Below are 21,841 nucleotides of genomic sequence, written 5' to 3' on the forward strand. Positions count from 1 at the left end.
TTGTCACCTGTCCAGCATCACGGCAGTGTTTCCTTGGCCGGAAAACACGCTACCATGGCCACTCTGATTTCATTATTTAAGGCTTACGAGGTTCACTTTGGCTCAGCTCATGACACGGACGACATTGCGGCGTGTAATAACCGCCCTAACCTTATCTGCTCTGCCGCTTGCGGTGCAGGCGGAAACCGCGCCAGCGGGCGAGCCCACAATGACCCAAAACGCATTCGCGGAGTGCAAAGGTACACTGCACAGTAGGGCCGTTCAGGCGGGCGTAAGCGAAAGTACGGCAACCTCGGTACTGGCTGAAGTTCAGTATCTGGAGCGCGTCATTGAACTGGATCGCCGTCAGCCCGAGTTCACCACCACCTTCGCGGACTACTTCAATCGCAGAGTCAATGAAGCCCGCATAACCAAAGGCCGGGAGCTGCTTAAAGAGCACAATGAACTGCTAGCTCGAGTAACGGACGCAACGGGCGTTCCAGCCCCTTACCTTTTAGCTTTCTGGGGCCTTGAAACCAACTTCGGCAGTTATTTCGGCAAAATGCAGGTGCCCAGCGCACTCGCCACCTTGGCCTGCGATCCTCGACGCACCACCTTTTTCACCGAACAGTTTGTCGCCGCGTTACAGATCATCGACGAAGGCGCCATTCCGCTCGAGCAGATGGAAGGCTCCTGGGCCGGCGCTATGGGCCACGTGCAGTTCATGCCCACGGTATTCCTGAAGCACGCGGTTGATGCCGACGACGATGGCCGAAGAGACCTATGGAACAGTCTGCCGGATGCCATGATGTCCGCGGGCCGTTTCCTCCAGTCCATGGGCTGGGACGGTGACTATCGTTGGGGGCGTGAAGTGCTGATCCCTCGCAATTTCGATTTCAATCTGGCCGATGGCCGCCGACTGCCCCTGAGCCAATGGAATCAACTGGGCATCACTGACGTCTACGGCCAGGCTCTTGACGACGAACCCATCAGCGCAGCGTTGGTGGTTCCTGCAGGGCATCAAGGCCCGGCCTTTCTGGCGTATAACAATTTCCGCGTGATCATGGGCTGGAACCGCTCCGAATTTTACGCGATTTCCGTCGGCCACCTTGCCGACCGCATTGCCGGTGCCGGCGGGCTGAAGAACCCGCCACCGGAGGATCAGCCTGCGCTGTCACGGGACCAGGTGATCCAGCTTCAGGAAACCCTGAGCGACAAAGGCTACCCCAGCGGGAAAGCCGACGGCATTCTGGGCTCCAACACCCGAAAAGCCATTCGCGCGTTCCAGAAATCCGAAGGCATGATTGCTGATGGCTTCCCCTCAGCGCAGTTGCTTAAGAAGCTCGGAATTCAGGCTGACAACTGAGTGCGAGTGTCAGCATTTATTACACTCCAACCGTTCGGCGCGGACAACAAAAACAATCAATTCCTTAAAATCATTACGTTGCATATAACGCCATGGCTGTTGCTAATTCCTCCTCGCAGTAAAAAACAAACACCCCAATCATCTTGTGCAGTAGGTTGGAATGCCCCGAGCTCTTACTATTCCAGGCAAATGGGGCGACAAGGAGGAGATTTACCATGATATGTCGTTTAATTGGCAGCGCTCTGGTTGCTGCCGCATTAACATTTAGCGCCAACAGCTTCGCTGTTCCCACTCTGAATTTTGATGTCGACGGTCCGAATTCCTCAGTGAACTCAGCCGGTCTCTCACTCTGCTCAGGATGCTCAGTAAATCTGACGCTCGACGCCAATCTGGACAACCAGATTTTCAGCTTGGCGGCTGGCGATAGCTACACCTTTGATTTCTTTGACGCCGTGCTTTATGGCCCCGCTTCGGGCTGGGGCGCCATCGGTGGCTTTGTTAATGCAACTTTAGCCTTTTCCTCACCCGCCGCAGTTGATGCAAGTGGAACCGGTCTCGGAGGGGCCGCTTGGGGCTGGTTGATCGGGTTTGGTGGAGCAGGCGGCCTGACCTTTGGTCTTGGCGGACAACCCAGTGACATTACCTTAAGTGATGGGTCGATATTTGGTATCGAGTTTGCCACAGTTGCTGACTCCTGCGGCGGCAAAGGCTGCACCTTAGCCCAAACCATAGAAGCGACCATCACTGCTAAAAATGTTGTCGCCTCTGTCCCAGAGCCCGGCACACTGGCTCTTTTAGGATTAGGCCTAGCCGGACTTGGCATATCTCGTCGCAAGAAAGCCTGAATAAGCTGTCTGACCCACGGGTGGCATTCGTTGCCACCCGTGGGTCTTTGCCTTCCTCCGTGAAGTCCTGATCGAATCCGCGCATAATATTGGTATCTACACCAACGATGTTATCCGGACGCCATGGACTCGATCACTCAAATAGCTTTAGGTGCCTCACTTGCGGGCGCGGTTGCAGGCAAGACCCTCGGTCGAACGGCTCTCCTGACCGGCGCTGCTCTCGGCACTCTGCCTGATTTGGATATATTGATCGACTACGGCACCGCTGTTGCCAACTTCACCCAACACCGGGGTTTTAGCCATTCACTGTTGGTGTTGGCACCGCTGTCTCTGCTGATTGCCTGGGGGCTGTCCCGCTGGCAGCCTCAGTTGTCCTTCCGACGATGGCTGACGCTGGTCGGGCTGGTGCTGCTCACTCACCCGCTGCTCGACACCTTTACCACCTACGGTACCCAATTATTCTGGCCATTCGGCGGGCCGCTTGCCGTGAACAGCATTTTCATCATTGATCCGCTCTACACGCTGCCGCTGCTCCTTGGCTGCCTGGGATTCCTGATTCGCCCACCCGCGCCAAAAGCGCTCGCGTTGGGTTTGTTGGTATCCTCGTTGTATCTCGGCTGGACCGTTACCGCTCAGCACCTGATTACCGAACGGGTCAAACCGGCTCTCGCTGCTGCGGGCCTGAACGACTCCGCGTTGATGGTGCAGCCGATGCCCTTCAACACTGTCCTGTGGCGGGCGACAGCCATCAACGATGACAGGCGCGTGGAAATCGTGACGGGCTTTTTTGATGGAGATAGCGCATTAACATTGGAGCAGTTTCCCCGCAATCCCGAGCTCGCCCGGTCAGTTTCTCAGCTTCCGGAAGCCCAACGGCTGGAATGGTTTACCAACGGATTCCTTCACTATGAGCTCAACGGGCAACAAATAACCGCGACCGATATCCGCCTCGGTATACCCGGCGCGCATCCCTTCACCTTCGCGCTGGCCGAGCTAAACGGCTCCAATCTCACGGCGCTTCCCAGCGGACAGCTTCCTCGCCCAACCATGAACTCAGCCGCCCTGCCTGTGCTTTGGTCGCGGCTGACCGGCCAAACACCGGCTCTGTGCCTCCGTACACTCAGCGCACCGTTGGACGGAGGCGACTGCTAATGCGTCTGGATCAATACCTTTCAACCAGCACGGCACTCTCGCGCAAAGACGCAAAGAAAGTCATCAGCCAAGGGCGAGTATACGTGGATGGTGTTCCCGCCCGCTCAGCGAACTTGCAGGTGGCTGTGGGCGCAACCATTGAACTGGATGGCTCCGAACTTCATTTACCGGGTGAGCTCTATTTGATGATGAACAAGCCCGATGGTGTCATCAGCGCCACCACCGATAACAGTCAACCTACGGCTGTTGATCTGCTTCCATCACCATTGGCCTCGCAAGTCCATATCGCCGGCCGGCTGGATAAGGACACTACTGGGCTGTTACTGCTAACCAGCGATGGCCAGTGGTCGCACCAGGTCACCTCCCCCCGGCGCGATTGCCCGAAAACCTATCAGGTTCAATTGGCCGCCCCCCTTTCAAGCGAGGCCCGGGCGCAGCTGGAAGCGGGAGTTATGCTCAAAGACGAAAACAAACCCACCCTCCCGGCGACGGTGAGAGTGTGTTCTGACGCAGCGATTGAGCTGACCATAAACGAAGGGCGTTACCACCAGGTGAAACGTATGCTGGCGGCAGTGGGCAATCACGTGACAGGGCTGCACCGCTTGCGAATCGGTACAATCACCTTGGATCCGGCATTGGCGCCGGGCCAATACCGGGAACTGACCGAAAACGAAATTCGCTCTATTACCGGGCGGGCTTAACCGGCGCCACCGGTGCGCTCGAATTTCTGCGCTGCCAGATTTTTTCGTACCGCACCGGCTTCAAAGATCTCTCCGTTCATGGCTATGTATACGCCAGGTGGCAGCAGCTGCACAGCCGACCAGGCAAAGCCGATGTTGAAGATAGCGTCGGTTCGGCGCATTCGCGCAGGCTGCATGGCACCCGTCAGCACGATCGTTTTACCGGCAGCTTGCTTCAACACCTCTCCGGTTGTGGCCATGGTGTCTGTGCCATGCGTGATGAGTATCCGCTGACTGGAAGTTTCGTTCACCGCCTCAAGAACGGCCGCACGGTCTTCATCTGTCAGCTCGAGACTGTCTTTTCGCATCAATTCACGCAGAGCATAACCGCCATGAATGTTGGACTCGGTCAGCAGTTCCGGCAACACGCTATCGCCAATTTCAAATTGGCTATTGGCATCGAAGTACACCTTATCGATGGTGCCGCCAGTGGTCAGAATCTGAATCATAGGCTACTCAATTTCGTTGTTCATCGGTTTGGGCAGCTACTATATCAGCGCGCCTCTCCTGACGCAGGCCTGGAATTCCGTTATTCATAACCCTCTTAAGCCATATCGAAAATCCTTGTTTGTCTTATTTTTCGACCACCCTTAATATGGCGCACCTTTTTGGTGCAATAGGATTGGCATGGGCATTCGTAACGAAAGATTACGCTGGCAACTGGCAGTAGGGTTGCTCAAAGCGCTTCATCTGGAAAATCTGGCGCAACGATACAGCCGCAAGACTGTTCTCGCCGGATTTAATCTGATTAACGGCGGCCTTAGCATTGCCTTGGTGGCGTTTGTCGCTCTGGTTACTCAGGAAGCGTTTATATTTCCGTCACTCGGAGCCACTGCGTTTATCCTCTTTTACATCCCGATGGCTCAACCCGCCTCGCCTAAAAACACCTTATGCGGCCATTTGATTGGCGCATTAATGGGCTTACTGAGCCTCTATTTGTTCGGCTTACAAGAGCAATCATCGGCGTTTCTGACTGGCGTAGACCTTCCTCGCGTTGGAGCCGCAGCCCTATCATTAGGGTTAACAGGCTGCTTAATGGTGCTCTTTAATGTTGCACATCCGCCAGCGGGCGCAACAGCGCTGATCGTATCCCTGGGGCTGATGCCTGACCCGGCCCAGCTGCCTGTGTTGATGGCGGGCGTCGCTTTGCTGCTCGCTCATGCTTTTGCCATGAACCGGCTCGCAGGCATTCCCTACCCGCTCTGGTCGACTAAAACCACTACGGCCGGATCAGCAGCCTCCTCAGTGGCGCAGTAAAGACATCAACTACCGATGATAACGGTGCCACTGCCAATAGTGACGCCACCACATGAGACTGCGCTGCCCGTGATCGCCGCGGGCTGCCCGTTTATCATGACGGTCGCTGAACCGGCTGCAATGGTCCGGGGATGGGGTGGGTGTTTCGGTTTGGAGTGAGGCGCTAGAGGATCGCCTAATCTGGCAACGGGCTTGCCATCAACCAAGACATCGGGAGAACCTGCAATGACAGGCGTGGGAGGGAAGCCGGCGTGATCCATGCCCAGATCACCCAAAAGCACAATGGGCTTACTCATCATCTGATTCCTTTCAAAATTGAGCTTAGGGCCGCCATCCTATAACGATAGCGCCCCCAACCCAAGCCGACACTTGCATCCTTAGAAGTGCCGCACATTAATGCTGAACTATCAGCCGCTGATAAAGACCGGACCAACCCCCAGATTCCACAGAATGACCGAGCCACCTCTTGTTGATACCAGTATCACCAGAGCAACCGTGAGCAAAGCTCCGCCGTACATGACGGCCCGTTCTTTCTCGATACCCATGACTATGGGCAGACCGTCGTACATCAGCCAAGCGCTATAAGCCGCAGCCGCCAGGAACACAAAGGCATTAAACCACGGAACCGGATACAGCAACGCGAAGCCTGCCAGGAACATGGGTGTACAGGAATAAGCCGCAAGCGCAATGCCGTTGGAAGGCACGTGTTCTTCCTTCGCGCCGTAGGTTTTGGCCATCCAGTTAATGGCATAGCCCAGCGCAAAAACACCCACCAGCATCGCGATGTAGGTCAGGATACTCAGCTGTAGCGCACTGATTTCCGTTAACTTGATCAACCGCTCGTTACCGACTGTCCAGCCGAAATGGGCGGTGGAGATATAGGCGCAAATTGGCGCAATGGAAGCCAATGCCAGCACATAGGCGACATAGAGCTTCATCGGACTTTCATGTTCTTTACGTATCGATGCCCACTCCTCGCCGGGATGGGTAAAGAGACCGAACGCATGAGACAGCAGCATAAACTACCCCGCATTTTACTGTTGTTAGTATCGGGACACACGGCACCCAAAGCCAATCAGGTTTTCTGCCGTTTGTAGTCTTAACTATAGTCAAGAACGGCGAGCGTAACAGGAACATTTGATTCCATTTCGTTCATAGACGCGCGCAGTCAGATCATTTGGTTCTTGCAAGAGGCCAAAGCGGCGATTTGCCCTTCCCCAGAAACGCAAAAAGGCAGCCGAAGCTGCCTTTTAATGCTGTGCCTGAATCTTAACGATTACAGAGCTACAACGTTCTCCGCCTGAGGACCTTTCTGGCCCTGAGTTACGGTGAACTCGACCTGCTGGCCTTCGGCCAGAGTCTTGAATCCTGAGCCTTGGATGGCGCTGTAGTGAACAAATACGTCCGGGCCGCCTTCACGAGTGATAAAGCCAAAACCTTTAGCTTCGTTGAAGAACTTAACAGTACCGGTAACAGTAGACATACGTAAACTTCCTGAAATCAATCATTTTTCTGCCGCCACACACCAATCTGGCGCTGGTCAGCGTGTATACGGAAAAACTGAACTCGCGGGATCAAAAACAGGACGGCACTACTAACTGCGGAGGTACGTCTTATTCATGAACTGCTTTGCTAATCTTTCCTTCAGTAAACACTCTACTCTGGAAAATCGGGCTTGCCAAGGGTCTTTGTGAGAATTTCTGTAGGTAAAGATACACAGTCCAAAACCGGACCATCTCCGACGGCTTAACCTTTCAGTATTGCGAACGTCCAGACGCCCAAAGCGGTCATCAGAATTGAACCGATAACGTGCAACAGGACCCCCGCCAGAGCTGCGGCCCACTTGCCGTCTTGAAGCGCACCAAACATTTCCAGGGAAAAAGTCGAGAAGGTCGTCAACGCGCCACACAATCCGGTAATCGCAAATAAGCGCCATTCCGGAGCCAACGCACTGTTGTGACTGAAAAAGCCAATCAACATGCCTACCAGCCAGCCGCCAGACAGGTTAGCAACCAAGGTTCCCCAAGGAATGGCGTGGTATGACGCATTAAGCCATAAGCCCAGGGCCCAGCGAAGGTTGGCGCCGATCACGGCGCCAACACTCACGGCAAGGGCAGAAAGCCACATTTCAGCTCAATTCCTCAAGCCGGGTTGTGGTCGATAAGCGTGTCCTTGTTTCGGGCAAACTCATCAAACGGGAAGTCGTCCACGGTCAGCATTTCAAGTACCAAGGCTTCATACTCACGCATGAACTCGGCCTCTTCCTGAGTGAACACCTCGGCCTTGAGAGCCGCCTCGAACCGCTCTTCCGGATGCAGGGCGGTCATCGGCAGTTCGCCCTTGGCGTAGGCTTTGGTAGCCTTCCGATACAACTGTTCCGCCTTGTCGTAGTCCTTCAGCAGATGGTTGTACTGGGCCACCGGATTCGGAACATCGCCTTCACCGTCAGTGGTCCAGGCACCGGCCAGCAACTTATTGCGCAGCGGCGTATCTTTGGAGATGGCCTGGGCCAGCGCCCGGGTCAACTTGTCGCTGGGTTCTGCCCAGCAACGGCCAAGCGGTAAGGTGATAACCCGCAGTGCCATGGCCACCGGACGGTTCGGCAAATTCTTGAGGAACTCGTCGAGCGCCGTTTCGGTGCGGTTCAACAGCAAGGTCATGCTGTATTCCATCAGCTCTTTCTCGCCTTCAGCCGGCTGTCCTTCGTGCCAGTTCTTCAGCACCATGGAGCCCAAATACAGATTCGCCAGCATATCGCCCAAACGAGCAGACAGCAGCTCACGCATCTTCAGCTCGCCACCCAACGTGGACATAGCCGCATCGGCACACAGGCCAAACGCAGAACTGAAGCGGGCCAACGCCTGCGCGTATTGGCTGGACGCACTGTCGAGGGGCACGTCCGCTTTACCGATACCAAAGGCCTGAGTAAAGGCCCGCGCGGCGTTGCCGAAGATCAGCCCGGCATGGCCAAAGAAGGCTTCGTCGAAGGCTTTCAGGTCGTCGTTGTCTTTGGCGGCCAGCTCTTTCAATACGTATGGATGGCAACGAATGGCACCCTGCCCGAAGATCATCAGGCTGCGGGTCATGATGTTGGCCCCCTCCACCGTGATCGATACCGGCATGCCGCTGTAGCCAATGCCCAGATAGTTGCGGGGCCCCAATGTGACCGCTTTACCACCGTGCACGTCCATGGCGTCGGTCAGAATGTCACGCTGGAACTCGGTCAGGTGATACTTCAGGATGGCAGACGGCACCGCCGGTTTCTCACCCCTATCAATCATGTTCGCCGTGTGATTAACCGCCGACTGGGCAATGTAGGTCTTGCTGGCAATTCGCGCCAGAGGTGCCTGCACACCTTCCATTTCAGCCACCGGGGTATTGAACTGGCGGCGAACGCGGGTAAAGCCACCCGCCGTACCCACCGAGTACGCAGCTGCACCGGCAGCACCGGACGGCAGCGTAATACAGCGGCCAACCGACAGACATTCAACCAGCATACGCCAGCCCTGGCCTGCCATTTCCTGACCACCGATGATGAAATCCAGCGGAATGAAGACGTCTTTGCCTTTAATCGGCCCGTTCATGAACGGTGAACCGATCGGGCAATGACGGCGGCCAATTTCCATGCCATCGGTATCGCGCGGGATCAAGGCACAGGTAATACCATGGTCTTCGGTGTCGCCCAGCAGCCCGTCAGGGTCGAACATCCGGAACGCCAGCCCGACTACGGTGGCCACCGGGGCCAGAGTGATCCAGCGTTTCTCGAAGTTGAGGCGAATACCCAGTACTTCTTTTCCGTCAACTTCCTGTTTGCACACGATACCGGTGTCAGGCAATGACGTAGCGTCCGAACCGGCACGAGGCCCGGTCAAACCAAAGCAAGGAATCTCGCGACCATCGGCCAGGCGCGGCAGATAGTGCTTTTTCTGTTCCTCGGTTCCGTATTTCAACAGCAGCTCGCCGGGGCCGAGAGAATTTGGCACCCCGACAGTGACCATCAACATTTCGTTCGCGGCCAACTTCTGTAGCACCGCGGTCTGTGCTTTCGCTGAGAAACCCAGACCACCGTATTCTTTCGGGATGATCATGCCGAAGAACTTTTCTTTCTTCAGAAAATCCCACAGTTCCTTCGGCAAATCGGCACGCTCAACAGCAAGATCCCAGGCATTGCACATGCTGATGGCTTGTGTGCACTGGTTGTCCACGAAGGCTTGTTCTTCTTCATTGAGCCCATTGTGACGATTGATCAACAGGTTGTGCCAATCCGGCCGACCGGTGAACAGCTCACCATCCCAGCCCACGGTGCCCGCTTCCAACGCGACCTTTTCGGTTTCCGAGACTTTGGGCGCCACTTTTTTGAACATGGCAAACACCCGCGGGGTGAGCCAGTTGATACGGAATTGAGGCAAACCCGCCGCAGCCGTGATCGCTGCACCAACGAACAGCACCAGGCTTAACCAGCCCGAGCCGATAAACAGGGATAGCACGCCCACGACCAACATCACGCCAATGGCATGCTTGGCGCCCGACTCTCGGCGCATCACAAACAGCAAGCCGGCTAGTGCCGCCAGAAAAAGAATCAAAGTCATTTCAGGTTCTCTCTGTCTTCCATGGATTAAAGCCTTTGTCGTATTGACCCAAGGCTCCAGCTAATGAATCGCTTATCCAACTTACCTTAACAAGAGCCCTTGCGCTAGATAACCCTGAGCGCACATTCACCGTTTACATCACGATGTTACGATCACCCGGATGCCTTCTAACGCCAAACTGGCATGGCCCACCGCTTCACGCGCTGCTGCCAACTGGTCACGCAGGAAGTCGATTTCCTCATCACGAATTGCCGGATTGACCTTTTTCAACGCCTCCAAGCGCCGGATCTCCGGTTCAAAACCTGCGCCAACCTGAGCCAGAGCCTGCTCTTTCAGGGGCTCCAGATGCGGATCAGACAGCCGTTCTGCATGATCCACCATGGTTTCCACCTCAGCCCGGATCTTCGGCACGATCGCCTGGGCTGTGCGCCGACGAATGTTCGAGCACAACTCGTTCAGACGGTCATGGGGCAATGCCTTCGACAGATCACGGCCGTTGACGTCCACCACCAGTCGTAGCGGCGACACCGGCAGGTAGCGGGTCAATTGCAGGCTCTCGGGGGCCGGGCAATGCACGGCAAACACGGCTTCCAATAGCAGAGTTCCCGGCGGCAGCGCTTTGACTGACAGATTGGCCAGCGCGGCCTTACCCAAGCCCGAACTGGTCACCGAGTCCATCACGCCCGTTACCATCGGGTGCTCCCAACTCATGAACGCCATATCTTCACGCTGCAGCGCCTGTTCACGCTCCCAGGTCACCGTCAGCCCGTCTTCCGGCAGCTCGGAGACGTGGCCAGACTGATACTGCTCGCCAGGCTTAAGTACGTCGGCGTGTTCGCTGTGGTCTTCGATATCGACACCCAATATATCGAAAGCCTGCACCATGTAATCGCGCACCTGAGCCGAACCTTCTTCTTTCTCGATCTCGGCGATCAGGGCTTCTGCCTCATCCCGGCGGCAGGAATTTAATTCGATCAGTGCATCCCGCCCGTTATGCAACAGAGTTTTCAAGCGCTCGGTTTCGTCGGCGCTGGCCGCCAGCAATGGCTCCAGTGCCGCCTGGTCTCCGTCGAGGGCCTTCTGCCAATCGCTACTGACGTGCTCATGCACCGCAACGCCTACGGCACAGCTTTCCGCGAAAGCATTCAAACCTTCCTGGAACCAACTGTACTGAACTTCCTGACTGGTACCCTGCAGGTAGGGTATATGGATTTTGATGGCCTCGGTCTGCCCAATCCGGTCCAAACGACCAATCCGCTGCTCCAGCAAATCGGCATTCGCCGGCAGGTCAAACAACACCAGGTGATGGGCAAACTGGAAGTTGCGGCCTTCACTGCCGATTTCCGAACAGATCAACGCCTGAGCGCCCTGCTCGGTGTCGGCAAAATACGCCGCAGCACGATCCCGCTCAACCAGACTCAGATGTTCGTGGAAGGCGGCACTGCGAATACCCGCCCTTAACTGCAAATAACTCTCGAGTGCCATGGCCGTATCGGCGCGGGCACAGATGACAACCACTTTTGCCGGTCGCAGACTGGCCAGTTTTTTCTCCAACCAAGCCACCCGGGGGTCTTCCGCCAGCCACTTCTCTTCCGCCGCGGTTTGTTCGGGTGCCAGACCCACATCTCCGTACCGGGCCTGCTCGTAGAGTTCGGGACACGGCAGAGGCTCCGGCAGCGGCTGGCGCTCCGGGAAACCTTTAATGGCGGCGCGGGTATTTCGGAACAAGACTCGCCCGGTTCCGTGACGGTCTAACAGGGCGTCGATAATGGCTTGGTGCGCATCGTCTTGCGTCAGTAACTCGGTCAGTTCGTCGCCCAACCAGCTCTGCAGCGCGGCTTGATCTTCTTCCGCGATTTGATCCGGCGTTGCCTGCAGCCGGCGCACCACCGAATTGATGGCTTCGTACTGTTGCTCTTCCGCACGGAACGTTTCCAAATCGTGGAAACGGGCCGGGTCCAGCAAGCGCAAACGGGCAAAATGGCTGGCGATGCCCACCTGTTCCGGGGTTGCGGTCAACAGCAACAGGCCTTTACTGGCTGCAGACAGTTCCTCAACCACGTTGTATTCCGGGCTTGCTTGTTCTGGTGCCCACGCCAGGTGATGGGCTTCGTCCACCACCATCAAATCCCAGCCCGCGGCCAAGGCGTGGTTGCGGGCTTTTTCGCTGTTCACCAGAAAATCCAGACTGCACAGAACCAACTGGTCTGATTCGAACGGATTTTCGCCATCATCGTCATCACCAAAGATGTGGTTTACCAACGCATCCACATCGTCTTCCTGGGCCTTGATGTCGTCGTAGCGGCCTTGATCGACAATCGAGAATCTCAGATTGAACCGGCGCAGCATCTCAACCAGCCACTGGTGCATGAGCGAGTCGGGTACCACAATCAATGCTCGGCGCGCCCGACCGGTATGCAACTGGTAGTGCAGAATGAGGCCGGCCTCGATGGTTTTACCCAGCCCCACTTCGTCTGCCAGCAACACGCGTGGCGCGTGGCGACGCGCCACTTCATGGGCGATGTACAGCTGGTGAGGCAGGTGCTGGGTGCGGGCACCAATCAGCCCTTGCGCGGCAGACGCACGAAGCCGGTCTTGGTGTTCAAGCGTGGACACACGCAAACGGAAGGCGCCATTGCGATCAAACTGGCCGGCAAACAAACGCTGGTGGGGCGCCGAAAAATTCACCGATCCCGCCAATTTTACTTCAGAAACCTGCACGGTCTGTTCGCCGTCATCAGCGTGGTACATCAGAATGCCGCCGACTTCTTCTACGGCTCGCACGGTATATTTGCTGCCATCAAAGGTTTCTATGTCCTCGCCCAGCTGAAACACAATTCTGGACAAAGGTGCATTATCGATGGCGTATGTGCGTTCCTCATCGGCCGCAGGAAATCCCAGGGTGACTCGACGACCGGAGATATCAGTAACAATACCCAATCCCAATGCCGTATCACTGTGGCTGACCCAACGCTGGCCGATGGCAAATTCCGATGTTTCCAAGAAACCTCCAATACAAGTTACTGATGTTTAGAATCGTTTTCGCGAACCCAATAAGCGGTTGCACCGCACACAGCGGCCGGGACCACAATCAGGTTCAGGATGGGTACCATGGCGGCCAGAGCGACCGGCAAACCAAACCCCAGAGCCGACAATCGGCTGGCCGCGAGGTCTTTGCGCAGTTTGGGGAAACTGACCTTGTGGTTGTCGGCAGGGAAATCCACGTACTGCAGAGCCATCATCCAGCTGTTAAACAGGAACCAGAGCACGGCCGCTGCCAAATTGACGACAGGAATCAGGCCAATAATGAACAAACCCAACGCCCGTGGCAGGTAATAGGCGATCTTCTGCACTTCGCGCCAGAGCGCCCGGGGAATGTCTTTAATAATGGCCGCCCAGCTCCCCTCGGTACTGACCTCCTGGCCGGTAAGGTGCTTTTCCGTTAATTCGGACAGATAGCCATAGAAGGGCGAGCCAATCAGGTTGGCGATGATGACAAAGCCGTAGGCCAGCATCAGCAAGATCACCACGCCATACAGTAGCCAAAACAGCCAGTCCAAGGCTTGCAGCCAGGCCCAGTCCGGCAGCCACGCCATGGCGCCGGCGATCATGACCGCGAACAACTCAGCCAGGAAGTAAAACAAAAGTCCGAACAACAGGACGTTGATCACAAGTGGAATGATCACGAACAGCCGAAGGCCGGGTTGGCGAATCAGCCTGAACCCCTCTCCCAGGTAGCCCAGTCCTCGAAAAAAGTTTCCCTTGAGCATTGCTGGTGGTCCTCCGCTGCCATGACAATAACGGGGCGCAAAGCATATCATGTCACGCACAATCCCACAGCCTGCAACTACTCTCGGATTTCCCTATGCGTCGTTTTCGACAAACCCTTCACTTTCTCTTACACCAAACCCGGCTCTGGCAAGCCGTGCTCTTCCTTTCCCTCGCGGCTATTTTGTATCTGGCGACCACCAGTCAGAGCTACCCCATCCCGTCGTCAGACAACGACAAGATCAATCACTTCATCGCCTTTGCCGAGCTGACCATCGTCACCCGGCTGGCCTGGCCACGCCTCGCTTTTTACTGGTATGTGCCGGCCTTGCTGGGCTTTGGTTTCGTTCTGGAAGCCATCCAGGCAACGCTGCCCTATCGGGATTTTTCTTTGGCAGATGTATTGGCCGATGCACTGGGCATTGCCATCGGCATACTGCCCTGGCCGGGCATTCGGCGCGCCGGGGCAACTACGTAAGATAAAACCCCACAGCCTTGTAAGAGATATCTCACAAGGCCGTAGGAACTTTTGGCTTCATGACGTGCGCAGCCCATCGCCGAACGCACCAAACAACGCATAACACATTAATTTAATGACACTTTTTCGCAATTCATTGAAAACAGATGCAACTTTGCGCACCAGGGTCACAGGCGTGCAACAAAAGCCTTGGTATAGTGTTTCTCGTCAGGGATGACAGGGAAATGGACGACGCATTGGACGCACCCCCACATGGATTGAGGGGAGAGGCAAGGACACAGGGACGCTTCGCTTAAGGGAAAACGAATTGGATTGCCGGCTCGGACGCCGGCACCAGGGAAAGGCAAAGGATCCAGCAACATGGCTGTTGCTCACCGCGCAAGGACGCGCTATTTGTTCCGACTGTGAACTGCTCAGGATGGCGGTTCAGTACCTGTAAAGGGCGGCTTTCGAGTCGCCCTTTATTTTTCCAGCCTTCCCGCTTGCTACTCCCCACCCTCTGCCAGATAAATTCGAACCTTATTAAACTCTTCGAATTCGTTCAGGTCTGGCCAGGTTCGTGCCTCAACCATGCCTTGGCGCACATAGGCCGCATTGCCTAAATCCTTAACCCGGGAATCCGCCAGCAGGACCTGTTTCGCCGCGGCTTGAAAGGCGGCCAAGAGCGGCCGGTTTTCAGGGTCGTAAAGCACATCGGCCGCAGTAATCAAATCCAGATCCTTCGGCCGGTTTGCCCAATCGTCACACAGCTCCACATTCACACCGTTCAGCCGTGCGTTCGCGGCTGCCGCATCCAGTGCTGCCGGATCAATATCGCAGGCGATCGAGCAGGCGGCTCCCGCCCGGGCCGCCGCAACCGCCACCACCCCCGATCCGGACCCGAAATCCAGCACCGTTTTGCCCCGGACCAACTCCGGGTGATCCAGAATCCACTGTGCCAGCACCTGTCCGCTGGCCCAACAGAACGACCAATAGGCGGGCTCGGCAACCACCGCTTGCGCTTCGTCATGACTGAGCGGACCTTCCAGGACCAATGGATCAAACAAATAAAGCGGCATACTCGGGCAGCCCGCGGGTGCCGATTCGGCGACGCGCCCTCGACTCAAGGTCTTACGAAGGTGCTGATTAAGATGTTCTGGCGTCATCATAGGTCCTGATCAGGTACATAAACGAGCGACATTGTACCCTCAGCCAGGATGCCGGGTTAATGGCAGTCCGGTATACTTCCAGCTCACTCAAAACCACAGTGACCCGAGGACATGGCCAGTAGACCCGATACCGATGATTACCTGAACCTGTTCCTGAACGATGTGCCGTTAATGGATGTGCGAGCACCGATTGAGTACGACAAAGGCAGCTTCCCCGGTGCCGTCAACGCGCCCCTGATGAACGACGAAGAACGTCACCGAATCGGCATCTGCTACAAAGAAAAAGGACAGGACAAGGCCATCGAGCTCGGTCACCAACTGGTTTCAGGCGACCTCAAGGCACAAAGGATCGAAGCCTGGAAACGCTTTGTCACCCGGCATCCGAACGGCTACCTGTTTTGCTTTCGTGGCGGCCTTCGCTCCCGTCTGACCCAGCAGTGGATCAAGGATTCTGGCATTGACTACCCGCTGATTAAGGGTGGCTATAAAGCGCTGCGCCGCTTCCTGATCGACAGTCTTGATGCGCTTATCGAAAAGCAAGAGTTCCAGGTTCTCAGTGGCCGCACCGGCACGGGCAAAACCCGCGTTCTGCTCGACCTGCCCAACCCTGTGGATCTTGAAGGACTGGCCAATCACCGAGGCTCCAGCTTTGGCCGACAAGTCAGCCCGCAACCGTCCCAGATCGACTTCGAGAACCGCTTAGCAGTGGCAATGCTGAAAGCCCACCATAACGTTGGCGGCCCCGTTTATCTGGAAGACGAAAGCCGACTGATTGGCCGCTGCGCTATGCCGGAGCGACTGCGAGCTCGGATGAGCGAATCCGGTTTGCTGATACTGGAGCAACCGATGGAAGAGCGCATTGCCATCATCCGGACCGATTATGTGGAAAATATGATGGCCGATTACGTCGCCCGCGACGGAGAAGAAGCCGGTTGGCTGAATTTCCGTGAGTACCTGCTTAGCGCGCTGGACCGCATCCGCAAGCGTTTGGGCGGTGAGCGGCATCAGCAATTGCGCAGCCAGATGGAACAGGCTTTGGAACAACAGGAGAAAGGGTCCGTTGCTGCACACAACCGCTGGATCGAAAACCTGCTCAACGACTACTACGACCCTATGTACGACTACCAGCTTAGCCAGAAACAAGGCCGGATACTGGCACGAGGCGGCCCCCAGGAAATCATCGAGTATGCCAAAACCCATCACAACATTTGGCCCAACCGAGCCTAATTTGCATCACGCGGTTCGCTGACTCTAGGATACGTGCCTATACTGGACCAAGTTAAGTCCGTTAAGACAGTAAGTTACCCTGTTATCACGAACACCAAAAACATCAAGGAGCGTTTCTATGGAAGAGCTATTCAGCGATAGCGGCAAAGCTTCCGAATTACTGGAGCAAGGCATCGCAATGGTCATGACCTATGCGCCTAAAGTGCTGCTGGCCATTGTCACTCTGATCATCGGCCTGTGGTTGATCAATCGTTTTGTGTCGGTACTGGACAACAAACTGGGCCAAAAAGACCCCACCCTGAACAAATTCCTGTGTGCCCTGATCGGTGCGCTGCTCAAGATTCTGTTGCTGATCTCCGTTGCCTCGATGATCGGCATTGCCACCACCTCCTTCATCGCGATTATCGGTGCCGCCGGTCTGGCTGTCGGCCTCGCATTGCAAGGCAGCCTGGCCAACTTTGCCGGTGGCGTACTGATCCTGATTTTCAAACCTTTCAAGGTGGGCGATGTCATCGAAGCCCAGGGTTTCCTCGGTTCAGTGCGCGAAATCAGCATTCTTTATACCATTGTTGACACCTTCGATAACCGCCGTGTGGTAATCCCCAACGGCGACCTGTCCAACTCCAGCCTGACCAACATGAGCGTCTACGAAACCAGACGCTGCGATATGACATTCGGTATCGGTTACGACGACGACATCGACAAAGCGAAAGCCATTTGCAAGCGATTGATTGAAGAAGACGAACGTGCCCTGAAAGATCCGGAACCGATGGTCGTCGTCGGCGGACTGGGCGACAGCTCTGTTGACCTGAAGGTTCGTGCCTGGACCAGTTCTGCGGATCTGTGGCCGTTCTACTGGGACATGCAGGAACGTGTGAAGAAGGCGTTCGATGCGGAAGGTATTTCTATTCCGTTCCCTCAGCGCGACGTGCATATGATCAAAGCCGATTAACCGGAACCCTGTCACACAGACAGGACCGGTTATTCGCAAACCAAAAATCCTGGGCTAAGCTGTCGGTAAGGCAGGCGGAGAACGCTCTGCCGGCTACCGGAGCCGGCCCGGGATTTTTTTCGGAAGGCTCTACATTCCTGTCCGTACTGTCAGGAGGTTGTATTTATGCCAGTACAACAGCTTAAAGATTTCCTGGACCAATCCGGCACCGAATACATGTGCCTCAACCACCCTCCCGCCTTCACCGCACAGGAACTTGCTCACCACGTCCAGATCGCCGGTGACAAAGTGGCCAAAACCGTCATTCTGGAACTCGATGGCAAAATGGCCATGCTGGTGATGCCGGCCACCTGGCGCATTCGATGGGACAGTCTGTCCAGAATTCTCGATACGGACTTCGTGGATCTCGCCGACGAACAGGCCTTTCAGGATCGTTTCCCGGACTGTGAAGTGGGTGCCATGCCGCCTTTTGGCAACCTTTTCGACATGACCGTCTACTGCGCTGAAGCACTGACCGAACAGGAAGACTTGGCGTTCGCCGCCGGCAGCCATACTGAAACCCTGCACATGAAGACCAGAGACTTTCTCAACCTTGTGCAGCCTTTGGTGCTGACTCGCGGTTTCAAAAAACCGGGCACACAAAAACCAGCGTGGATGTTAAAGGGGCGCCAGCAATCCACCGAGCCCTCACGCCAGCGGGTAACCGGCATGACCGGTTGACCGCTGTCATCAAGCCACCGAGTCGATTGCGTTCCATCGCTTGTCTGTTCTTTGCCTTCGCGTAAACTGTGGGCATCAGACAGGAACCCGATATGACTCAAGCTTTTGATATTGTGATCGTCGGCGCCGGTATGGTCGGCGCCGCTCTTGCCACCGGTTTGGGGCGCGAAGGCTTCAATGTTGCCATGGTGGACCGCGCTCCGGCCCCGGAGTTCAGCCCGGACGCTGCGCCGGATATTCGCGTGTCTGCTCTGAGTGCCGGCAGCGAAGCCTATCTGCGAAGCCTCGGCGCCTGGGATCATATTCTCGCGATGCGAGCCTCGCCCTACCGGCGCCTCGCTGTTTGGGACGAAGCCCCCCACCCTTTGAGCAACCTGCTTCCCAGAACCGTCAATCACGTTGAGTTCACTGCCGACGGGCTCAATGCCACGCACCTTGGCCACATTGTGGAAAACTCCGTCACCCAGAAAGGGCTATGGCAAGCGGCAGAGGCTGAACCAAGTGTTTCTATACTGGCGGGCTACGGTGTTTCCAGCATTTCCCAAACCGAGTCGCATGCCACAGTTACCCTTGAAAACGGCCAAGAGCTGACAGCGGCTTTGGTGATTGGCGCCGATGGCGGCCAATCCCGGGTCCGAGACATGGCCGGTATCGGCATCACCAAAGACCAATACAGCCAGCAAGCGATGATTATTTCCGTGCGCTATCAGGGCGAGGTGCAGGACATTACCTGGCAGGGATTTTACCCTTCCGGCCCCAGAGCGTTTTTGCCGCTATACAGCGCCGGTGCCCATTTTCCGGGTGAAAGCCGAGGTTCACTGGTCTGGTACGACTCTCCCGCCGCTATCGGACGCCTGAAGAGCCTGAGCGATGAGGCCTTGATGGCTGAAATCCAGAAAGCGTTTCCACAGGAACTGCCGCCACTGACTCATATTGAAGAACGCGGCAGCTTCCCCATCGCCCGACAACACGCCAAACGATACTATTCCAGCCGCGTTGTGCTCACCGGCGATGCCGCCCACACCATCAACCCGCTGGCCGGGCAAGGGGTGAATCTGGGCTTTCAGGACGCCGAATGCTTGCAGGGCCTGCTGAAAGAAGCACGCCGCGGCGGAGAGGATCTCGCCAGCGCCCACTGGCTGGGGCTTTATGAGCAACAACGCCGCCCGGCAAACCGGCGCATGATGCTGGCCATGGACCTGTTCTATCACCTGTTCAGCAACACCATTCCGCCGCTGCACCTGGCCCGCAACCTTGGCCTTGGCGCAGCCCGCGCCCTGCCCTTTGCCCGCAACAAAGTGGCCCGCTACGCCATGGGGCTGGACAGCCAGCCGCCGGCGATATTTCGGGAAATCACCAACCGGTTACCTATGCCAAACTGGCTTTAAATAAACACTCAACGGATTCAAAGAACAACCAAGGAGCCATCATGTCTGAAACACTCTTTACCAAGATCATCAACCGGGAGATCCCGGCCGACATCGTTTACGAAGACGATCTGACCCTAGCGTTCAAGGACATCAACCCGCAAGCGCCGGTGCATCTGCTGATTATTCCGAAGAAACACATCGCCACCATCAACGACATCGAAGAAGACGACCGGGAAGTGGTGGGGCATCTGTACTGGGTGGCGGCCAAGCTAGCCAAGGACATGGGCTTTGCCGAAGATGGCTACCGGGTGGTTATGAACTGCGGCGAGAACTCAGGGCAGACGGTGTTCCATATCCACCTGCACCTGCTGGCAGGCAAGCCTCTGGGCTGGCCGCCGTATACCGACAAGATGAAGCAGGCCTGATTATCTGCTCTGATGGTCGCGGGAACGGGCAGCCTCACCCAAGCCGGATTGGCCGATGTGCGGAGCTGCTTTCCCGGACCATCTTTGGCCATGGATGGCCAAAGCTGAGCGACCAGGGATGGCTCGAGCGTGTCCGGGAAAGCAGCTCCGCATAGCGGCCCACCTCCCAACTAGACTTCAGCGCCCAACCACCCGCTCAGTTTCTTCCATGGAAGCGTGCCGCACGTCTTCACCTTTGGCCATGAAAATCACGTGTTCGGCAATGTTACAGGCGTGATCGCCGATGCGCTCCAAAGCGCGCAATACCCACATCACCATCATGCACCGGGTGATATTACGGGCATCTTCCATCATGAAGGTCAGCAAAGCGCGCGCGGCGGCCTGGTACTCTTCATCGACTTGTTTGTCTTCTTTCATAACACGTAATGCCTGATCGGTATCCAACCGGGCGAACGCGTCCAGTGCATCGTGCAGCATGCTTTGCACGTGCTTACCGATGTGGCGAATTTCCACATAGCCACGCGGAGCCTGCCCTTCTTCAGACAGCTTGATCGCCATTTTGGCGATCTTTTTCGCCTCATCGCCCACGCGCTCAAGGTCAGCGACCATCTTGATCACAGAAATAACCAAACGCAGATCTCGCGCTGCAGGTTGGCGACGGGCAATCACCAGGATGGCCTCTTCATCGAGATCCATTTCCATCCGGTCAACGGTTTTGTCATTCAACCGAACATCTTCGGCCAGTTGGCTGTTGTTATCGGTAAGCGCCTCAATCGCCTGCTCAACCTGACTCTCCACCATACCGCCCATGTTCAGAAACTGGGTTTTCAGTTCGGTCAGTTCGTCGTTGAATTTGGCGGAAATGTGGTCGCCGTATACATCATCTTTTGAATTGGACATGCTTTGCGTCTCCAGCTGTGCCAGACCGGTTTAACCAAAACGACCGGTAATGTAGGACTCGGTCAATTGGTGATCAGGGGCGGTAAATACTTTGTCGGTGTCGTTCACTTCCACCAGATGCCCAAGGTGGAAGTAAGCGGTGCGATCGGAAACCCGAGCTGCCTGCTGCATCGAGTGGGTTACAATCACGATGGTGTAGCTTTCCGACATTTCCGCGATCAATTCTTCGACCTTCGCGGTTGCAATGGGGTCCAGCGCCGAGCAGGGTTCATCCATCAGGATCACTTCCGGGCTCACAGCGATCGCACGGGCAATGCATAAACGCTGCTGCTGGCCACCCGACATACCGGTTGCGCTGGCATCCAGACGGTCTTTCACTTCGTCCCACAAACCGGCTTTGCGCAGGCTGTTTTCAACGATGTCGTCCAGGTCTGACTTGCGGTTCGCCAAACCGTGAATCCGGGGGCCGTAGGCCACGTTGTCGTAGATCGACTTCGGGAACGGGTTCGGCTTCTGGAACACCATGCCAACCCGGGCTCGCAGTTCCACCACATCCCGCTTGGGGTCGTAGATATCCTGATCGTCCAACATCAGTGAACCTTTCACCCGACAGATATCGATGCTGTCGTTCATTCGGTTCAGGCACCGCAGAAAGGTGGATTTACCGCAGCCTGACGGTCCGATAAACGCAATCACTTCGTTGCGGCCAATATCCAGGCTGATGTTCTTGATGGCCGGGCTCTCGCCATAGAACACTTCCACGTTGCGCAGCTTGAACTTCGGGTCGTCGGCAAACGGTCGGCCTACGGTGGTGCCTTCGGTAATCACTGCGTTTTCAGGTTTTTCATCAATCACGGGTTTAGCCACCTTGTCGGACATATTCTCGGTACGCATCGCTGTTGCACTCATATTGTTCATCGCTGTA

General features: G+C 56.1%; 21 protein-coding genes and 1 pseudogene. 11 read left to right on the forward strand and 11 right to left on the reverse strand.

Annotated features, from left to right (window positions below):
- Positions 1-109 precede the first annotated feature (109 nt).
- The 4 genes and pseudogenes from Q9245_RS07505 to Q9245_RS07520 all read left to right on the forward strand — a co-directional run bounded on the left by Q9245_RS07505 (position 110) and on the right by Q9245_RS07520 (position 4,043).
- Positions 110-1,345 carry a lytic murein transglycosylase gene (locus Q9245_RS07505; RefSeq protein WP_371824792.1) on the forward strand — a complete coding sequence of 412 codons (1,236 nt, stop codon included), beginning with the start codon at positions 110-112 and terminating at the stop codon, positions 1,343-1,345.
- Positions 1,346-2,106: 761 nt separating this feature from the next.
- Positions 2,107-2,190: pseudogene (locus Q9245_RS15960) on the forward strand (PEP-CTERM sorting domain-containing protein); the annotation flags it as partial.
- 123 nt (positions 2,191-2,313) lie between these two features.
- Positions 2,314-3,342 carry a metal-dependent hydrolase gene (locus tag Q9245_RS07515; protein WP_305896547.1) on the forward strand — a complete coding sequence of 343 codons (1,029 nt, stop codon included), beginning with the start codon at positions 2,314-2,316 and terminating at the stop codon, positions 3,340-3,342.
- Complete coding sequence (locus tag Q9245_RS07520; RefSeq protein ID WP_305896548.1) at positions 3,342-4,043, forward strand: pseudouridine synthase; 702 nt, start codon at positions 3,342-3,344, stop codon at positions 4,041-4,043. Before Q9245_RS07515 ends, Q9245_RS07520 begins: the two co-directional genes overlap by 1 nt.
- Here the strand turns inward: Q9245_RS07520 and Q9245_RS07525 are convergent.
- A complete protein-coding gene (locus tag Q9245_RS07525) occupies positions 4,040-4,531 on the reverse strand; it encodes an asparaginase domain-containing protein (protein ID WP_305896549.1) in 492 nt (163 codons plus the stop codon). The two genes, Q9245_RS07520 and Q9245_RS07525, sit on opposite strands and share 4 nt — an antisense overlap.
- Before the next feature lie 178 nt (positions 4,532-4,709).
- Here Q9245_RS07525 and Q9245_RS07530 point away from each other — a divergent pair, with 178 nt between their 5' ends.
- On the forward strand, positions 4,710-5,339 hold the full coding sequence (locus Q9245_RS07530; protein ID WP_305896550.1) for an HPP family protein: 630 nt from the start codon (positions 4,710-4,712) through the stop codon (positions 5,337-5,339).
- 5 nt (positions 5,340-5,344) lie between these two features.
- On the opposite strand, the gene Q9245_RS07535 is transcribed toward Q9245_RS07530, so the two are convergent.
- From Q9245_RS07535 to cysZ, 7 genes are all read right to left on the reverse strand, one after another.
- A complete protein-coding gene (locus Q9245_RS07535; RefSeq protein ID WP_305896551.1) occupies positions 5,345-5,635 on the reverse strand; it encodes a type VI secretion system PAAR protein in 291 nt (96 codons plus the stop codon).
- Between the two features lie 111 nt (positions 5,636-5,746).
- On the reverse strand, positions 5,747-6,358 hold the full coding sequence (locus Q9245_RS07540; RefSeq protein ID WP_305896552.1) for a Yip1 family protein: 612 nt from the start codon (positions 6,356-6,358) through the stop codon (positions 5,747-5,749).
- Positions 6,359-6,615: 257 nt separating this feature from the next.
- Entirely contained in the window at positions 6,616-6,822 is a 207-nt protein-coding gene (locus Q9245_RS07545; protein ID WP_008939715.1) for a cold-shock protein, read from the reverse strand.
- Between the two features lie 263 nt (positions 6,823-7,085).
- Positions 7,086-7,466, reverse strand: coding sequence for a fluoride efflux transporter CrcB (gene crcB / locus Q9245_RS07550; RefSeq protein ID WP_305896553.1), 381 nt, complete (start codon positions 7,464-7,466; stop codon positions 7,086-7,088).
- A 14-nt stretch (positions 7,467-7,480) separates the two neighbouring features.
- A complete protein-coding gene (locus Q9245_RS07555; protein ID WP_305896554.1) occupies positions 7,481-9,928 on the reverse strand; it encodes an acyl-CoA dehydrogenase in 2,448 nt (815 codons plus the stop codon).
- Positions 9,929-10,066: 138 nt separating this feature from the next.
- Positions 10,067-12,931 carry an RNA polymerase-associated protein RapA gene (gene rapA, locus Q9245_RS07560; RefSeq protein ID WP_305896555.1) on the reverse strand — a complete coding sequence of 955 codons (2,865 nt, stop codon included), beginning with the start codon at positions 12,929-12,931 and terminating at the stop codon, positions 10,067-10,069.
- A 17-nt stretch (positions 12,932-12,948) separates the two neighbouring features.
- The gene (gene cysZ, locus Q9245_RS07565) at positions 12,949-13,698 is read right to left on the reverse strand and encodes a sulfate transporter CysZ (RefSeq protein ID WP_305896556.1); all 750 of its coding nucleotides are present in this window, start codon (positions 13,696-13,698) and stop codon (positions 12,949-12,951) included.
- A gap of 95 nt (positions 13,699-13,793) precedes the next feature.
- On the opposite strand from cysZ, the gene Q9245_RS07570 reads away from it, so the two are divergent.
- Positions 13,794-14,174, forward strand: coding sequence for a VanZ family protein (locus tag Q9245_RS07570; protein ID WP_305896557.1), 381 nt, complete (start codon positions 13,794-13,796; stop codon positions 14,172-14,174).
- 485 nt (positions 14,175-14,659) lie between these two features.
- Here Q9245_RS07570 and Q9245_RS07575 read toward each other — a convergent pair whose 3' ends face one another.
- Positions 14,660-15,319: a methyltransferase gene (locus Q9245_RS07575; RefSeq protein ID WP_305896558.1), complete on the reverse strand. Its 660-nt coding sequence runs from the start codon at positions 15,317-15,319 to the stop codon at positions 14,660-14,662.
- 114 nt (positions 15,320-15,433) lie between these two features.
- Between Q9245_RS07575 and mnmH the strand changes: the two genes are divergently transcribed.
- The 5 genes from mnmH to Q9245_RS07600 all read left to right on the forward strand — a co-directional run bounded on the left by mnmH (position 15,434) and on the right by Q9245_RS07600 (position 20,016).
- A complete protein-coding gene (gene mnmH, locus Q9245_RS07580; RefSeq protein WP_305896559.1) occupies positions 15,434-16,549 on the forward strand; it encodes a tRNA 2-selenouridine(34) synthase MnmH in 1,116 nt (371 codons plus the stop codon).
- A 118-nt stretch (positions 16,550-16,667) separates the two neighbouring features.
- Positions 16,668-17,501: a mechanosensitive ion channel family protein gene (locus Q9245_RS07585; RefSeq protein WP_305896560.1), complete on the forward strand. Its 834-nt coding sequence runs from the start codon at positions 16,668-16,670 to the stop codon at positions 17,499-17,501.
- Between the two features lie 165 nt (positions 17,502-17,666).
- Positions 17,667-18,221 (forward strand): aminoacyl-tRNA deacylase, encoded by a 555-nt coding sequence (locus tag Q9245_RS07590; protein ID WP_305896561.1) that lies wholly within the window; start codon positions 17,667-17,669, stop codon positions 18,219-18,221.
- A gap of 92 nt (positions 18,222-18,313) precedes the next feature.
- The gene (locus tag Q9245_RS07595; RefSeq protein WP_305896562.1) at positions 18,314-19,609 is read left to right on the forward strand and encodes an FAD-dependent monooxygenase; all 1,296 of its coding nucleotides are present in this window, start codon (positions 18,314-18,316) and stop codon (positions 19,607-19,609) included.
- A gap of 41 nt (positions 19,610-19,650) precedes the next feature.
- Positions 19,651-20,016 (forward strand): histidine triad nucleotide-binding protein, encoded by a 366-nt coding sequence (locus Q9245_RS07600; RefSeq protein WP_305896563.1) that lies wholly within the window; start codon positions 19,651-19,653, stop codon positions 20,014-20,016.
- A gap of 177 nt (positions 20,017-20,193) precedes the next feature.
- Here Q9245_RS07600 and phoU read toward each other — a convergent pair whose 3' ends face one another.
- Together phoU and pstB are read right to left on the reverse strand one after the other, a co-directional pair.
- Positions 20,194-20,916, reverse strand: a complete 723-nt coding sequence (phoU, locus tag Q9245_RS07605; protein WP_305896564.1) for a phosphate signaling complex protein PhoU — start codon at positions 20,914-20,916, stop codon at positions 20,194-20,196.
- A 30-nt stretch (positions 20,917-20,946) separates the two neighbouring features.
- Positions 20,947-21,834 carry a phosphate ABC transporter ATP-binding protein PstB gene (gene pstB / locus Q9245_RS07610; RefSeq protein WP_371824793.1) on the reverse strand — a complete coding sequence of 296 codons (888 nt, stop codon included), beginning with the start codon at positions 21,832-21,834 and terminating at the stop codon, positions 20,947-20,949.
- Positions 21,835-21,841: the final 7 nt, after the last annotated feature.

The organism is Marinobacter sp. MDS2 (assembly GCF_030718085.1).
In the GTDB taxonomy this organism is placed as follows: Bacteria; Pseudomonadota; Gammaproteobacteria; order Pseudomonadales; family Oleiphilaceae; genus Marinobacter.

What these genes read in the sequence shown, in the direction of transcription:
- mnmH (WP_305896559.1), top strand. Translation starts at nt 15,434, where the DNA reads ATGGCCAGTAGACCCGATACCGATGATTACCTGAACCTGTTCCTGAAC.
- pstB (WP_371824793.1), bottom strand. Translation starts at nt 21,834, where the DNA reads ATGAACAATATGAGTGCAACAGCGATGCGTACCGAGAATATGTCCGAC.
- Q9245_RS07590 (WP_305896561.1), top strand. Translation starts at nt 17,667, where the DNA reads ATGCCAGTACAACAGCTTAAAGATTTCCTGGACCAATCCGGCACCGAA.
- cysZ (WP_305896556.1), bottom strand. Translation starts at nt 13,698, where the DNA reads ATGCTCAAGGGAAACTTTTTTCGAGGACTGGGCTACCTGGGAGAGGGG.
- Q9245_RS07585 (WP_305896560.1), top strand. Translation starts at nt 16,668, where the DNA reads ATGGAAGAGCTATTCAGCGATAGCGGCAAAGCTTCCGAATTACTGGAG.
- phoU (WP_305896564.1), bottom strand. Translation starts at nt 20,916, where the DNA reads ATGTCCAATTCAAAAGATGATGTATACGGCGACCACATTTCCGCCAAA.
- Q9245_RS07555 (WP_305896554.1), bottom strand. Translation starts at nt 9,928, where the DNA reads ATGACTTTGATTCTTTTTCTGGCGGCACTAGCCGGCTTGCTGTTTGTG.
- Q9245_RS07535 (WP_305896551.1), bottom strand. Translation starts at nt 5,635, where the DNA reads ATGAGTAAGCCCATTGTGCTTTTGGGTGATCTGGGCATGGATCACGCC.
- crcB (WP_305896553.1), bottom strand. Translation starts at nt 7,466, where the DNA reads ATGTGGCTTTCTGCCCTTGCCGTGAGTGTTGGCGCCGTGATCGGCGCC.
- Q9245_RS07595 (WP_305896562.1), top strand. Translation starts at nt 18,314, where the DNA reads ATGACTCAAGCTTTTGATATTGTGATCGTCGGCGCCGGTATGGTCGGC.
- Q9245_RS07525 (WP_305896549.1), bottom strand. Translation starts at nt 4,531, where the DNA reads ATGATTCAGATTCTGACCACTGGCGGCACCATCGATAAGGTGTACTTC.
- Q9245_RS07505 (WP_371824792.1), top strand. Translation starts at nt 110, where the DNA reads ATGACACGGACGACATTGCGGCGTGTAATAACCGCCCTAACCTTATCT.
- Q9245_RS07530 (WP_305896550.1), top strand. Translation starts at nt 4,710, where the DNA reads ATGGGCATTCGTAACGAAAGATTACGCTGGCAACTGGCAGTAGGGTTG.
- Q9245_RS07520 (WP_305896548.1), top strand. Translation starts at nt 3,342, where the DNA reads ATGCGTCTGGATCAATACCTTTCAACCAGCACGGCACTCTCGCGCAAA.
- Q9245_RS07600 (WP_305896563.1), top strand. Translation starts at nt 19,651, where the DNA reads ATGTCTGAAACACTCTTTACCAAGATCATCAACCGGGAGATCCCGGCC.
- Q9245_RS07575 (WP_305896558.1), bottom strand. Translation starts at nt 15,319, where the DNA reads ATGACGCCAGAACATCTTAATCAGCACCTTCGTAAGACCTTGAGTCGA.
- Q9245_RS07515 (WP_305896547.1), top strand. Translation starts at nt 2,314, where the DNA reads ATGGACTCGATCACTCAAATAGCTTTAGGTGCCTCACTTGCGGGCGCG.
- Q9245_RS07545 (WP_008939715.1), bottom strand. Translation starts at nt 6,822, where the DNA reads ATGTCTACTGTTACCGGTACTGTTAAGTTCTTCAACGAAGCTAAAGGT.
- Q9245_RS07570 (WP_305896557.1), top strand. Translation starts at nt 13,794, where the DNA reads ATGCGTCGTTTTCGACAAACCCTTCACTTTCTCTTACACCAAACCCGG.
- Q9245_RS07540 (WP_305896552.1), bottom strand. Translation starts at nt 6,358, where the DNA reads ATGCTGCTGTCTCATGCGTTCGGTCTCTTTACCCATCCCGGCGAGGAG.